The following is a 14,613-nucleotide window of genomic DNA, read 5'->3' on the forward strand; positions in this document are numbered from 1 at the left end:
GATACCAAATGATTGAAATGACAGGCATTGATAAAGCTTTTAGTGGCAATGTCGTGTTGAAAGATGTCCAATTCTCACTTGCAGATGGAGAAATCCATGCTTTGATGGGTGAAAACGGTGCTGGTAAGTCAACACTGATGAAAATCTTAACAGGGATTTACGGCCGTGATGCAGGTGTCATCAAAGTAGATGGACAAGAAGTAGACTTCAAATCCCCAAAAGAAGCAGAAGCTATGGGGATTGCAGTAATTCATCAAGAACTTAATATTCTACCGGATTTAACTGTTGCTGAAAACCTATTTTTAGGCAATGAAAAAACAGTAGGTATGGGTATTTTAAAAACAAAAGAGATGAATAGAGAAGCTAGTCGTATTTTAAAACAACTCGGATTAGATGTTGACGTCAAAACACCGGCTGGCCAATTATCTGTTGGGAAACAACAAATTATAGAAATTGCAAAAGCAATCGAGACACACGCAAAAGTCATTATAATGGATGAACCAACTGCTGCGTTAACAGATCGTGAAATCAAAACATTATTCAAAACGATTCGAAAATTACAATCACAAGGTGTTTCCTTTGTTTATATTTCCCACCGTATGGAAGAAATATTCGCCATCTGCGATCGTATTACCATCTTACGTGATGGCCAGTACATTGGTGTCCGTGTCATAAAAGAAACGAATTTTGATGAAATTGTTAAAATGATGGTTGGTCGTGAATTGGGAGATCGTTTCCCTGAACGCAACGCTTCAATTGGTGAAGTCAAGCTTGAAGTGAAAGGCCTTACAAGAAATGACTATTGCCAAGATATTAACTTCCAACTTAGAAAAGGCGAAGTTCTTGCATTAGCAGGTCTAATGGGTGCAGGCCGTACAGAGGTAGCTGAGGCACTATTTGGCTATCGCAAGATGAACAAAGGTGAAATCTTCATCGACGGTCAAAAAGTGAAAATTTCAAATCCAATTCAAGCGAAAAAACATGGGATTGGCTTTGTGACAGAAGACCGCAAATCAGAAGGTTTAGTCGTTGATTTTTCTATTAAGGATAATATTATGCTTACAAACTTGGACAAGGCTTCCAAAATGGGTGTTATTAATTCGAAAAAGGAATCCACCTTTGTTAGTAACCTTATGAAAAAATTAGGCGTTCGTTCATCTGGTGCAATGCAAACCGCAAAATCATTAAGTGGTGGTAACCAACAAAAAGTTGTTATCGCAAAATGGTTGGGTGATGCCCCAGAAATTTTAATCCTAGATGAACCAACTCGTGGTGTCGATATCGGTGCCAAAAAGGAAATCTACCAAATTATTAATGACCTTGCTGAACAAGGTGTTGCAATTTTAATGATTTCATCAGAATTACCAGAAGTTATCGGCATGGCAGACAGAGTACTTGTTATGCATGAAGGTAAAATTACCGGTGAAGTATCAAAAGAAGAAATGACTCAAGAAAAAATTATGCATTACGCTACTGGAGGTGACAAAGTTGTCCAAATCTAAAGGTTTAGTTCAAAAACTTGGACCACTATTAGGGCTACTTTTAATAATCATCATTATCTCATTTATGAGCCCTAGCTTTTTAACAGCTACAAATATTTTCAATGTACTACGTCAAGTTTCAATTAGTGCATTAATCGCATTCGGGATGACATTTGTTATCTTAACAGGTGGTATAGATTTATCTGTTGGTTCCACACTAGCATTAACTGGTGCAATTAGTGCAGGATTACTAGCAGGTGGCATGGATCCATTTTTAGCCATGCTAATCGGTTTACTTTTAGGTGCAGTACTTGGCGCAGTAAACGGATTTATTATCGCAAAAGGGAAAGTTGCTCCTTTCATCGCAACTCTAGCTACAATGACAATCTACCGTGGGTTAACACTTGTTTATACAGATGGTAAACCAGTGTCTGGCTTAGGTGATTCACTTACATTCCAAATGTTTGGGAAAGGTTACTTTTTAGGTATTCCTGTTCCTGTTATCACAATGCTAATCGCATTCCTAGTTCTTTACTTCATTTTACGTAAAACAACTTTTGGACGTCGTGTCTATGCAATTGGTGGTAACGAAGAAGCTTCACGTTTATCTGGTATTAATGTAGACCGTATTACAATTGCTGTTTATTCATTAACAGGTATGCTTGCAGCTCTATCAGCTTTAATCTTAACTTCTCGTCTTAACTCAGCTCAACCAACAGCTGGACAATCCTATGAACTTGATGCCATTGCAGCCGTAGTACTAGGTGGTACTTCTTTAACTGGTGGTCGCGGATGGATTTTCGGTACATTAGTTGGTGCGCTAATCATTGGTGTATTAAATAACGGTTTAAATCTTATCGGGGTATCTTCATTCTTCCAACAAGTTGTGAAGGGTGTTGTTATATTAATCGCGGTACTTATCGACCGCAAAAAAACAGCATAGGAGAGTTTGTTTACAATGAAAAAATTATCTTGGACTTTAGCTTTATCAGCTTCACTATTACTAGGCGCTTGCTCAATGTCACCAAATGGTGATAGTTCATCATCTGATAAAGCGGCAAATAAATCTACAGATGATATGAAAATTGGTATGTCAATCTCAACATTAAATAACCCATTCTTTGTTACTTTATCTGATGGTGCAAAAGCAGAAGCAAAAAAAGAAAATGTTGATCTTACAGTAGTTGATGCACAAGACAACGCTTCTAAACAAGCTTCTGATGTAGAAGACTTAATCCAACAAGATGTTGACTTAATCATCATCAACCCAACAGATTCAGAAGCAGTTGCTTCAGCTGTTGAATCTGCAAACGATGCGAATATTCCAGTTATCACAGTTGACCGTTCTTCTGAAGGCGGCGAGGTAGTATCTCACATCGCTTCAGATAATGTTAAAGGTGGCGAAATGGCCGGCGAATACTTAAAAGAATTAGTTGGCGACGGTGCTAAAGTTGCTGAACTTGAAGGTGTTGCTGGTTCATCTGCAGCTCGTGACCGTGGTGAAGGTTTCCACAAAGTAGCTGACAAAGGCTTAAACGTTGTGAAAAAACAAACTGCAAACTTCAACCGTTCAGAAGGTTTATCTGTAATGGAAAACATCCTTCAATCTAACCCAGATATCAAAGGCGTTTTCGCTCACAATGACGAAATGGCTCTAGGTGCTCTTGAAGCAATCGAAGCATCAGGTAAAGACATCAAAGTTGTAGGCTTCGATGCTACTGACGATGCCCAAAAAGCAGTAAAAGCTGGTAAAATGGCTGCAACAATCGCTCAAAAACCAACTGAAATTGGTCAAATTGCATTAGACACAGCTGTAAAATCACTAAAAGGTGAAAAAGTTGCCAAATCAATCCCAGTCGATCTTGAATTGATCAAAAAATAATATCTCCACCATGCTAATCCCAGTCTCCCCATGAGGCTGGGATTTTTTTTAGAGAGAAAAGGGAATCCGAGTTGTGCAAAAGGAAGTGAGTTGTGCAAAAGGAGGAGCGAGTTGTGCAAAAGGGAGTCCGAGTTGTGCAAAAGAGAGGGAGTTGTGCAAAAGAGAGCCTGAGTTGTGCAAAAGAGAGCCTGAGTTGTGCAAAAGGGAATCCGAGTTGTGCAAAAGAGGATCTGAGTTGTGCAAAAGGGAATCCGAGTTGTGCAAAAGGAAGTGAGTTGTGCAAAAGGGAGTCCGAGTTGTGCAAAAGGAGGAGCGAGTTGTGCAAAAAGAAGTGAGTTGTGCAAAAGGGAGTCCGAGTTGTGCAAAAGGAGGAGCGAGTTGTGCAAAAGGAAGTCTGAGTTGTGCAAAAGAGAGTGAGTTGTGCAAAAGGAAGTCTGAGTTGTGCAAAAGGAAGTCCGAGTTGTGCAAAAGGAAATCTAAGTTGTGCAAAAGGGAGTCCGAGTTGTGCAAAAAGAAAAGCCAGTTATAATAAAAAAAGCCCAAGTAGTTCCCAAAATCCCCACTAAATGCTCTCCCTTGTCCGCGCCCCAGAAAAATATAATCAGCTAAATCCCTGCCGCGAACAATAAGAGCATCAGTCTCAATAAATGTCACTGAAAATACTAAAATTTATAAAATAATATGTTGTAAAATAAAAGAATTTAAGTAAAATATAGTTGAAAATATTCATGCTAGGAGATGATCCAAAATTATCGAGCCGAGAAATAAAACACTGCTTTTTACTGCTTATCAAAGATTGTTGCTAAGAGTGAATCCAGCTTATCCAAAAAGAGCAGAAATAGAGAAGAATCTTGAAAATCTAAAGATAGGCTTTAAAGGTGAATATCGAATTGACCAAGCTATTAAGGAAACTCATTTTACCGATGCTTTTTATGTATTACCAAATGTTGAACTGAAAGTCTCTCCCCACAGACGTATAGAGATAGATACATTAATTTTGACAGAAAGATTTATTTGTATTTTTGAGGTAAAAAATTTAAAGGGCACCCTGAAATTTAACGAAAATCCTTACTCGTTACATCAAACAATTAACGGAAAGACTTATAGCTATCCATGTCCTCAACAGCAGACATTAAGGGCGGCGGATAGTTTACACTATTGGTTAAGGCAGCAATTCAAAATAAATCTTCCTATTCAAATAGCAATTGTTCTGCCAAATCCAAATGTCTTAATCGAAACAGCCCCAACAAAAGTAAAATTGCTGAGTCCTAGAGAAATCCCCCTATTTCTGCAAGGACTAGACACACACTCTAAAATAGTTTCGGGTAATCATTTAAACCAAATTGTTTCAACTATTAAACGTGAAAATTCCCCATTTAACATTTTTCCTTTAGCAGAAAAATATAATATCCCTATAAATCATCTGAGAACTGGCATTGTTTGTCCTTGCGGTGGAAACGGCATTCGAACTACACAAAGAACATGGATCTGCACCAGATGTAAAGAAACTATCAAGAAGGCAATTGAGAATACGCTTTTCGATTGGTTTTTACTTTATAAATCAAGTATTTCTCATAAAGAATGCAGTAATCTATTACAAATTCAAAACCGTAATACTGTCACTAAAATTTTGAAAAATATGAAACTGGAAACAACAGGAAGTACTAGATCTAGGCTTTATCACTACGATTATAAGAAAGATTTGGTCAAACAAGAAGCTAGTCTAGTAAATCTTATATATGTATGAAAATCCAGCCTCAAGACAAGAGGTTGGATTTTCTCTTTTTAAAAAAGGGAGCATAAAATTGTATATTTATGCAAATAGTTAATAACTATTCGACTTATTGCAAAATAATAAGATTCAATTATCCTATGAAAAAATACATAATAGTTTGGGAAAGTTGTATCATTTAGTCATTCGATATATAATTAATACTCCCTAAAACCTATCCTATTCGTCAAAATATTACTAATTTAAGGAAATAGGTAAAAAGCTATTGTGCTATTACTCAATTTTTATGATAATAATCTGTGAGGCAATAAAGAATGTATCGGAATGGAGATAAAAAAATATGAGTATCCTTCAGCGTGATATTTCAAAATATATAGCAGAGTCTAAAAAACGTTGTAAAAAAAGGAACTTAGATCCTAATGTAATACCAGATCTAGTAACAGTAAGTTTACTAGAATTGGGCCAAAAGATGTATCAGTTTAAAAGTATTTTAAAAGTATCAGATTTTTTTGTGGAGAAATTTTTTAAGACGATTGAAAATATTCCAATACAGCTGGCAGTTACAGATGAAAATGGAACCATCTTAGAACTAAAAGGTGATGCAAATATAAAAGATCAGATGAAGCATATGGGATTTCGCCCTGGTATAAAGTTTATAGAAGAATATGCTGGGACCAATTCAGTCAGTTTAGCTTTAGAAACAAATCAGCCAGTTGAATTAATCGGGACACAACACTATCATAGTTTTTTAAAAAACACAGCTTGTTATTCAGTTCCTTTTGAATTCGAGAATTTGCACTTAAAAGGAACGTTCTCAATTGTAACTTTAGCAGATTATCAAAGTCCTTTACTATTAACATTACTAGCAACTACAGTTGATTTAATAGAAAGAGAGTTAATGATAAGAGAGCAGAATAAGCAGCTGAATATATTTAACCAAGTTGTAACGGAGTCTACTCAGAATGGTATTATCAAGGTGGATGATGAGGGTGTGATTGTAGAGTTCAATCAGACTGCCGAAAAATTAACTGGATGGCAAAGGGAAAATGTAATAGGTGAAAAAATATCTAAAGGTAACCCTTTGCATAAGTATTTTGATCAAATTCTTGAAGAAGGAAAAGAAGTATCTGATTTTGAAATAGCGATCAAAAATACACGTTTAGATCAACAGATTATGTGCTTATTAAATGGAGTTCCAATTTATGAGAATGTCGGAACTATATCAGGAGTATTTTTTCAATTAAAAGACATTACAGAACGATATCAAGCGACGGCGAGTATCAATTATTTAGCATATCATGATGATTTGACAACATTACCAAATCGTAGATGTTTCTTAGATTTGTTGAAAGAACAACTGGTAAAAGCAGAAGAACATCAAAAAATGTTTGCTGTTTTTCTATTAGATTTAGATAATTTCAAAACAGTTAATGATACTCTGGGACACGGAAAAGGCGATAAACTCCTGTTTAATGTAGCAAAAAGGTTAGTAGAAAACTTACCTGAACAAGCGAAAATTTTCCGCATTGGTGGGGATGAATTTACCATTCTCCTTACTGATATTCAACAGAAAAGTGAAGCAGTAGAAGTAGCAAAGAAAATCGTTCAATTGTTCCAACAATCTTATATTCTGGGAAATCATGAATTGAATATTAGTGTAAGTGTTGGAATATCCATTTATCCTGATGATGGGCAGGAAATAGATTGGTTATATAGTAAAGCTGACATAGCAATGTATGAAGCAAAACATCAAGGTGGAGCTGGATATACAATTTATCATTCTTAGTTGTGAAGAATTTCCAAAGTACGGAAATGAAACTAAAAAGGTTAGAACGCAACTTTCGTAAAAATGCTGTTATTACCGAAAATATTTAAAAGGCAAAAGCGTCATATGGACAGTTTTTGCCTTTTATGCAATCCATCCCTCGTATAAATGAGAACTCCTTTAATTTTGAAGCTCACATTTTGCTCAATATTCTTTGTAATATTATTGTACAGTAAAACAAATTTAATTTCACTGAATATTTATATTATTTATACTTTTTTATTCGGCTTTTAGATGCATATTTATTCTAAAAAGTCCCATGAATTCAACAAAAAATTCCTATCTATATAGTTGACAATTCATTCTATTAGTTACTAAAATAAAGTTGAAGTAAGAGAAGATACATATCATATCGAACAATATAAATTTGATCAGATATTTGAAAGCTCTGTTATGAGAAACCTCTCTACAGAGCTTTCTGTATTTAAATTGAAAAAATTTATAGATTAGGCCAACTATAGCAACAAGAAATTTTAAAGGAGATTTGAACATGACACTTAAAGTAAATCCTATCAAAGGGATTTTAAAACCAAATGAATATTGTGCAGAACTAGAAGATGCTGAACAATATTCACGGTATAGATTAAATATATTTTTCCTATTCTTGATAAGTGTTTTTACGTATATAATAAGCGGTGCTTTTGGAATCGGTACACAATCGATTTCCAGTGAATTATCAAGTATAGGCAATCACGCGTTTGAGGCAAGAAAACAGTTATTTCTAATTGGTAGATTGTTACAAGGAGTTTTGGTTCCTTGTGTATTAATCTTTGGTTCTGCCTTATATTATTTTGCGTTTATCAATGGTAGCTTTCGTAAATTAGTCATTGTTCAACTAAATGTCTTTAGTATCTTTTTAATAGAGAAGATTATTCAATTGCCTTTATTTCTCTTGCTTAATGTAGATGCGACATCTGATATTTTTTCTTTAGGAATTATTGCACAATATATTTCTAATAATGAATTGCTGATTCACTTTTTAGGTGAACTGACATTATTTAGAGTGGCTATGTTAGCGTATTCTTATTACTCTTTATCAAGATTAGTAGAATCACGTAAAAAAGTGGTTATTGCGGCTACAATCCTATTTTTACTATATTGGATTTTCGCAAGCTTTATGTCTTATATAAAAATAGGATTCTTTTTCTAAAGGAGGATGAGAAAGTTGAAAAAATGGGGCAAATTTATAATTGCTGCAGTTGCCATAGTTTTTGTTGGAATCAATCTTTTCCTCTTATTAAAGCAAGATAGTAAAGCGGCAAGAACAGTTAATATTAATAATTGGACAACTGTTGAAAAGGGCAATGTAAAGAAATTAATGCATACAACAGGAGTGACAAAGCCGGAAACTGAAACTCATGTGTATTTTGATCGACAAAAGGGTACTTTGGATAAAATATTAGTAAAAGAGGGAGATGTCATATCGAATGACACACCTTTATATTCATATAATTCTCAGAAACTAGAAGATACAAAAGCAGAGTTAGAAGATGAGGCAGAAAAACTTCAAGGTGAAATTGATAGCATAGACCAAGAAATCACTCAACTGCAACAAATTACACCAAACGATTCTACCAATAAGGCGAGCACAACATCAAAAGACAAGAAAGTTAATGTGGATGTAGAAGTTAATACCTCTTCAATTGTTGAAGGTAACGTTAAACAAAAAGTGGCAGAGGCTGAAGCTGAAAAAGGAAAAGTAGAAGCGACATTAAAAGCAACGGAAGCTAAGATTTCTAGAGTGGAAGATCAATTGGCAGATTTAACTGTAAAAAGTACTGTAGAGGGACAAATTGTCAATATTAATGAGGATTTAAAGGATCCAATAATGACAATCGCTTCGAATAATTTAGTTGTGAAGGCAATTGTACAAGCTAAAAAAGTTGGTGAGGTTGCTGAAGGGCAATCTGTTAAATTATATTCTACGTTAACGAAGAAATACTATAACGGTACGGTTTTACAAGTTATCACATATCCAAATAAAGCTAAGAAAGATAAAAAAGAAGATCCTACTTATTCATTTTTAGTTAACATAACAGGTGAAGCTGCAAAGAATGATAAGCAAAAAGATCAAGCAGAAGTTGGTACATCACCTGAAACGCAAGATTCACAAAGTAATGGACAAACAGTAAAAGATGGAACATCAGAAGATCAAAGTCAATCTGACCAGAATGCTACACAAGACGGAGCAGACCAATCTGCCAATACTCAAACTGTAGCACCAACTAAACCATTGCTTATCGGAACGAACATGAAGTTACAAGTAACATTAGCAGAAGCAACGAACACACCAATTCTACATGCTAACTCGATTTTGAAAGACAATAAAAAACATTATGTATATCAGTTTACAAATAAAGGATTGGTTCAAAAGCAAGAAGTCACATTAGGTGTAACCTATAAAGGGAAATACCAAGTGGTCAAAGGATTAGAAGTTAGTGATGTAATCGTTACTGCCAAAGATTCTATCAAACTACCATCTACTTCTAACTTTATCACGCCGTTAAAAACAGCTAAAGTTCAAAACAAAGAGTTGAAAAAGATGAAACAATCCCAACAAGCAAAATATATTTTAATTGGGATGTTTGAATAGTTGTAAATTAATTTCTTATATTTACTATAACAACTTTAAATCCACCCTAACTATTTCGGATTTTAGAAATAGTTAGGGCTTTTTATATTATCGAGAGTGAACGAGTTCTCCTTGTACCCATACTTCTCTAATATTTTCAGGTCTTGTTAAATACATGATTTTTTGAAATACATCTAGTAAATCTTCTTCCTCATTGAAAATGGGAAGTGTTGCAGTATCTATACTTGTATGAATTATTTGTACATCCCAAGCATAGTTTTCTTGTAATCTACCAACTGGTAAACTTAGACTTTCACCGCCGCCAGCAGTAGCAAAAAAGAATGCTTCGTTGATCGTGATGCGTGAATTTGGGACTCCACGCTCTTCAGTAGGAAGATAAGTATTGACTCCATCTTCTAACATTCTAGAGGAAATAACTGCTTGTTTAGCATTGTCATAAATGCTAGGTGAAAAGCCACCAGAGACATCTGTACCTAACCCAATATCGATTCCTTTGCTATGTAAATGGGCAATTGGAGTTACTCCATTAGCGAGATAGGCATTTGAAAGAGGGCAATGACCAATGGCAGTACCTGTTTTGGCGAATAGTTCTGCATCATCATCACTTAAAAAACTACAATGAGCCATGACAGATTTGTCACGCAACAGGCCAAAATCATGTAATGCAAAAGCGTCATTTTTTCCACAGCGTTCCTTTACATAACTATGTTCCCAATCTCCTTCACTACAATGTGATTGTATATGAGTATCATATTTGGAAGCGAGCTCGCCTAAGCCGATTAGAGCTTCATCTGTACAGCTAGGGATAAAGCGTGGTGTAACAACTGGATATACGCCTTGTTTCGTAGTTTTGGCTAATTCCTTTACAGCCATGATAAATTCTTCGGTATCTTTTAAAGCTGCTTCTGTACTCTCATCTCGATAGTAATCTGGATTTAAATTTGGATCGTCCATCACTACTTTTCCGACTAAACCTCGTTGGCCTTTCTTGGCACATATTTCAGCTAATAACAGGCTAGATTCTTTATGAACACTAGCAAAATACAATACAGTTGTTGTGCCATTTGCTAATAGGTGGCTTACCAAATCTCGATAGACGGTTTCAGCAAATTGCAAATCGGAAAATTTAGATTCAAGCGGAAATGTATAAGTATTTAACCAATCGTTGAGGGGAATATCTAAAGCAGTGCCTGATTGTGCCCATTGTGGTGCGTGAACATGTAAATCTATAAAACCAGGTAAGAAAAACTGTCCCTTGGATAAACGATGAAAATTATCTTTATTGAGATATGCTTCGATTATTTCTTGATATTCAGGTTCTTCTGGAGATACTGTTTTTTCAATCAAACCCCCTTCATTTATACAGAAAAGATAATTCTGTAAAACTTGTACTTCCTTCGGTGACTTACTTGTAAAAGCGGTACCTTGAAAAACTTGTGCATATTCTTTCATAGATGAACACCCCTTTGTATTCTATTTTTGGAATTATACTATATTTCTAGAATATGCAACAGCTAAAAGTCTGAAAAATTAGATAAAATATCACAATAAAAAGAGAGGAGATATAAAAGTTCTCCTCTCTATAAAGGCTCAATAAAAATCTTACATTAGCTTGAAACCAATATTCAATTATTAATTTTAGGTGAAGCTCCAAAATAATGGATGCCTAATCTTGAGCAATACCAAATGAATTTAATCCCCATCAAAACAACTTAAATCCCAATCCCACCGCTCGCAGGCAGTATATCTTTTTCTTCATGGTCAACATTTATATTTTTTAAATCGTCTGTTGAAGGATTATCATGATTGAATTGATCAGTTTCAATAATTTTTGGCTCCTCATGATCTGGAGTGAACAATTTTTCTATCTTGTTATCAATCAATTCTATAGATGTTGAAAAAACGAATTTTATATCTTCAAATGCTGAGCTGATATTCGCGGGGGTTGATGAAAATAACTCAACATTTTTCTTATTCCATACATAGAGGTTAGTGGATGGGTTAGCCATTGTATAGTATGAACCGGCGACAAAAGAGATTGCACCAATAATTCCAACAGTAAAAAGCTTCTTAAACATTATTCCACCTCCCTTTCTAATAGATAAAAGCATTATTTCCATAAAGATGAAGAAATATAACTAAGTGTTGGAAGTAAAACTTAGAAATGGTAATAGAAGATATTAGCGCTTTTTAAGGCAGTGATAGATCTATCATCAAACTTTCTCATAAATAACTTCCTTTGTGGAAATATAAAGTAAATGGAGGTGATTTCATGAAAAAGGAAGAACGAAACAAAACAGAATTAGGTGTTGAAGAAGTAATTGGAAAAGGAACATATCCATCCGTCACAAGTAATGCGACGAAATTTGTTGTAGCAGAACTAGGAGGAACCGCCACTTCAGCTTATAGCCATCCAGTAAATTATAACAAGCCACCCATTTTCTCATCTGGTGGACTTAGTCTCCACGAAGCACAAGGGCAAGTTATAGAACCTCATACTGCGGAAGAAGAAAATAGCTAGAAGAATGTTCCCTTATAAAAAATGGAGGTGATTAAATGAGCAACAAAAAATACACAGAAGTTGGAACGGATATAGCCGAAGTGAAAAAACAAAATGCTCAATCAGGACCAACATTTAACGAAATAAAAGAAATAGCAGCAAACAACGAATTCGATCCAACGGCAAATGGGAATATGGTTGACCCGGATACGCCAAAAAAGTATACATGGACTGGAACGGATATTGAGGAAGTAAAAAGATTAAATGCCGAATCCGGTCCTAGTTACAATCAGATTTTTGAAATGCTCGACAGGGAACAATCAAATTTTGAATAGTAGCCTGATTTAATGCACTTTAGCTCAACCTCGCACCTTTCCACAGTGCGGGGTTATTTGTAGATATTAAGGTTACATCCCACTTAGCATATCGTCACCACCTATTTAACCTCTACATATAATAATTTAGGCAATTCAAATGGTTATTGATTACAAGGGGGAAGGTTATGCCCGTAAGAACAGGAGAGCAATACATTGACCGGATTAATGAATTAAATTCAGAAGTATGGTTAGGTGGCAAACGGGTGACAGGGAATATTTCGGAACATCCTGCTTTTAAGGGTGTTATGGAAAGCCAGGCTCGCCTGTACGATTTGCAAAATGAAGAAAAGTTTAAGAGTATGATGACTTATAAATCACCGACTACTGGAAATCCAGTCGGCCTTTCTTTTCTTATGCCTAAAACAAGAGAAGAATTAGCGCAAAAGAGGAAGATGGTGCAGCAGTGGGCAAGAGAGTCGAACGGTATGATGGGGAGAAGTCCGGACTATATGAACACCACTTTAATGACAATGGCTGCGTCGGCTCACCTATTAGAGGGAAAAGAAAATTGTTTTCCAGAAAACATAAAAGCCTATTATGAATACGTGCGTGAAAATGATTTATGTCTTACTCATACTTTTATTGAACCACAAGTAGACAGAAGTTATATCTATTATGAAAATTCAAAAGAACCGATTGCTGCTAAGATCATAGATAGAACGAAGGAAGGCTTAATCGTAAAAGGTGCAAGGCTGTTAGCTACACAGGGTGGAATTACAGACGAAATGTTATTAGTATCACCTGGAAGACCTTACAATGAGGAAAGTGGATTTGCCTTTTCAATTCCAAGTAATACAAAAGGTCTCAAATTTATCTGTAGAGAATCTTTCGTAGGTGGCGATTCAAAATTTAACTATCCGCTAAGTTCTCGCTTTGAGGAAATGGATTCGATTGTTGTTTTTGATAATGTTTTAGTGCCATGGGATCGCGTATTCTTTTATGACAATATTGATGTTGCGCAAAATTACTTAAACAAGTGCGGATTCCAACAATTTTCACTGCACCAAGTACTCTCACGCCAAATTGTAAAAACAGAATTTATGCTAGGGTTAGTGCAATCTATAATTGAAAGTATTAATATATCGAGTTATCAGCATGTACAAGAAAAAGCTACTGAAATTATCATTGCGCTTGAAACACTTAAGGCTCTAGTTCTAAAAGCTGAAGTAGAGGCCGATATAAATGATGCAGGTTTAATGCAACCAAATTCTATTGCACTAAGAATTGCCATCAATGTATTTCCTAAAGTATATCCTCGTTTTGCAGAAATTGTACAACAGCTAGGTGCAAGTGGTCTTATGTCTATCCCAACAGAAGAGGCATTTCAATCACCAATCCGACAAGATATACATCAATATTTGCAATCTGCAGCCGATAACGCAGAGGACCGTGTGAAACTATTCCGCTTAGCATGGGATGCAACGATGAGTGCTTTCGGTACACGTCAAACTTTATATGAACGTTTCTTCTTCGGAGACCCAGTACGAATCTCCATGGCACTTTATGATGAGTATGACAAAGCGCCATACGTAGATATCGTAAAGAAAAAGTTAGAATAAAGATTTTTAAACAAAAAGTCATTTGATCACTTTTAAGATCAGATGACTTTTTTGCGTTGAACAATGAAAAATAATTAAACAAGACAAGACATATATTGAAAATAATAAGTCAATTAAGATTGGATGATGAAAATAATTGAAAAATCTCTACTTTTAATGGTAATTTTACGTCTACTATCTGGCAGTATTGAAGTAACAGCAGCTCTATTTATGCTCAAATTCAATAGCTTAGAAAAAGCCTTCTATATCAATACGATGTTAGCTTTAGTCGGACCAACAGTATTGATCGTAACAACTGCCATCGCCTTATTTGGACTTGCAGATAAAATATCAATCCCCAGAATGATCTGCCTCTTTGCAGGCATCACACTCATACTCGTCAGTTTAAATGCGAAATAGAAAAGCTTTTATTAAGAAACTGATTGAGTTGTGCAAAAGGGGCTGTGAGTTGTGCAAAAGGGGCCGCGAGTTGTGCAAAAGGAGTAGTGAGTTGTGCAAAAGGGGCTGAGTTGTGCAAAAGGGGCTGTGAGTTGTGCAAAAGGGGCCGCGAGTTGTGCAAAAGGAGTAGTGAGTTGTGCAAAAGGGGCTGAGTTGTGCAAAAGGGGCTGTGAGTTGTGCAAAAGGGGCCGCGAGTTGTGCAAAAGGAGTAGTGAGTTGTGCAAAA

The 14,613-nt window shown here is 35.5% G+C and carries 13 protein-coding genes; 11 read left to right on the forward strand and 2 right to left on the reverse strand.

What is annotated here, in order from left to right; genetic code table 11:
* The first annotated feature begins 8 nt into the window (after positions 1-8).
* The 7 genes from Q0977_RS12065 (at position 9) to Q0977_RS12095 (ending at position 9,513) form a co-directional block, all read left to right on the forward strand.
* Positions 9-1,502, forward strand: a complete 1,494-nt coding sequence (locus Q0977_RS12065; protein WP_299514229.1) for a sugar ABC transporter ATP-binding protein — start codon at positions 9-11, stop codon at positions 1,500-1,502.
* Positions 1,489-2,424 carry a ribose ABC transporter permease gene (gene rbsC / locus Q0977_RS12070; protein WP_299514232.1) on the forward strand — a complete coding sequence of 312 codons (936 nt, stop codon included), beginning with the start codon at positions 1,489-1,491 and terminating at the stop codon, positions 2,422-2,424. Before Q0977_RS12065 ends, rbsC begins: the two co-directional genes overlap by 14 nt.
* A 15-nt stretch (positions 2,425-2,439) precedes the next feature.
* A complete protein-coding gene (rbsB, locus tag Q0977_RS12075) occupies positions 2,440-3,363 on the forward strand; it encodes a ribose ABC transporter substrate-binding protein RbsB (protein WP_299514235.1) in 924 nt (307 codons plus the stop codon).
* A gap of 808 nt (positions 3,364-4,171) precedes the next feature.
* Positions 4,172-5,110, forward strand: coding sequence for a nuclease-related domain-containing protein (locus tag Q0977_RS12080; RefSeq protein WP_299514238.1), 939 nt, complete (start codon positions 4,172-4,174; stop codon positions 5,108-5,110).
* A gap of 325 nt (positions 5,111-5,435) precedes the next feature.
* Positions 5,436-6,881 carry a diguanylate cyclase domain-containing protein gene (locus tag Q0977_RS12085; protein WP_124217969.1) on the forward strand — a complete coding sequence of 482 codons (1,446 nt, stop codon included), beginning with the start codon at positions 5,436-5,438 and terminating at the stop codon, positions 6,879-6,881.
* 529 nt (positions 6,882-7,410) lie between these two features.
* Positions 7,411-8,070: a hypothetical protein gene (locus Q0977_RS12090; RefSeq protein ID WP_119416398.1), complete on the forward strand. Its 660-nt coding sequence runs from the start codon at positions 7,411-7,413 to the stop codon at positions 8,068-8,070.
* Between the two features lie 15 nt (positions 8,071-8,085).
* Positions 8,086-9,513: an efflux RND transporter periplasmic adaptor subunit gene (locus Q0977_RS12095; protein ID WP_164489581.1), complete on the forward strand. Its 1,428-nt coding sequence runs from the start codon at positions 8,086-8,088 to the stop codon at positions 9,511-9,513.
* A gap of 87 nt (positions 9,514-9,600) precedes the next feature.
* Here Q0977_RS12095 and guaD read toward each other — a convergent pair whose 3' ends face one another.
* Positions 9,601-10,965 (reverse strand): guanine deaminase, encoded by a 1,365-nt coding sequence (gene guaD, locus Q0977_RS12100; RefSeq protein ID WP_299514243.1) that lies wholly within the window; start codon positions 10,963-10,965, stop codon positions 9,601-9,603.
* 260 nt (positions 10,966-11,225) lie between these two features.
* Positions 11,226-11,591 (reverse strand): hypothetical protein, encoded by a 366-nt coding sequence (locus Q0977_RS12105; protein WP_119416395.1) that lies wholly within the window; start codon positions 11,589-11,591, stop codon positions 11,226-11,228.
* A gap of 194 nt (positions 11,592-11,785) precedes the next feature.
* On the opposite strand from Q0977_RS12105, the gene Q0977_RS12110 reads away from it, so the two are divergent.
* From Q0977_RS12110 to Q0977_RS12125, 4 genes are all read left to right on the forward strand, one after another.
* Positions 11,786-12,034 carry a hypothetical protein gene (locus Q0977_RS12110; RefSeq protein WP_119416394.1) on the forward strand — a complete coding sequence of 83 codons (249 nt, stop codon included), beginning with the start codon at positions 11,786-11,788 and terminating at the stop codon, positions 12,032-12,034.
* A 35-nt stretch (positions 12,035-12,069) separates the two neighbouring features.
* Positions 12,070-12,348 carry a hypothetical protein gene (locus tag Q0977_RS12115; protein ID WP_119416393.1) on the forward strand — a complete coding sequence of 93 codons (279 nt, stop codon included), beginning with the start codon at positions 12,070-12,072 and terminating at the stop codon, positions 12,346-12,348.
* A 167-nt stretch (positions 12,349-12,515) separates the two neighbouring features.
* Entirely contained in the window at positions 12,516-13,949 is a 1,434-nt protein-coding gene (gene hpaB, locus Q0977_RS12120; protein WP_119416392.1) for a 4-hydroxyphenylacetate 3-monooxygenase, oxygenase component, read from the forward strand.
* Positions 13,950-14,072: 123 nt separating this feature from the next.
* Positions 14,073-14,348 (forward strand): YqhV family protein, encoded by a 276-nt coding sequence (locus Q0977_RS12125; protein WP_164489580.1) that lies wholly within the window; start codon positions 14,073-14,075, stop codon positions 14,346-14,348.
* Positions 14,349-14,613 lie beyond the last annotated feature (265 nt).

This window comes from uncultured Rummeliibacillus sp. (assembly GCF_934216135.1).
Lineage (GTDB): Bacteria > Bacillota > Bacilli > Bacillales_A > Planococcaceae > Rummeliibacillus.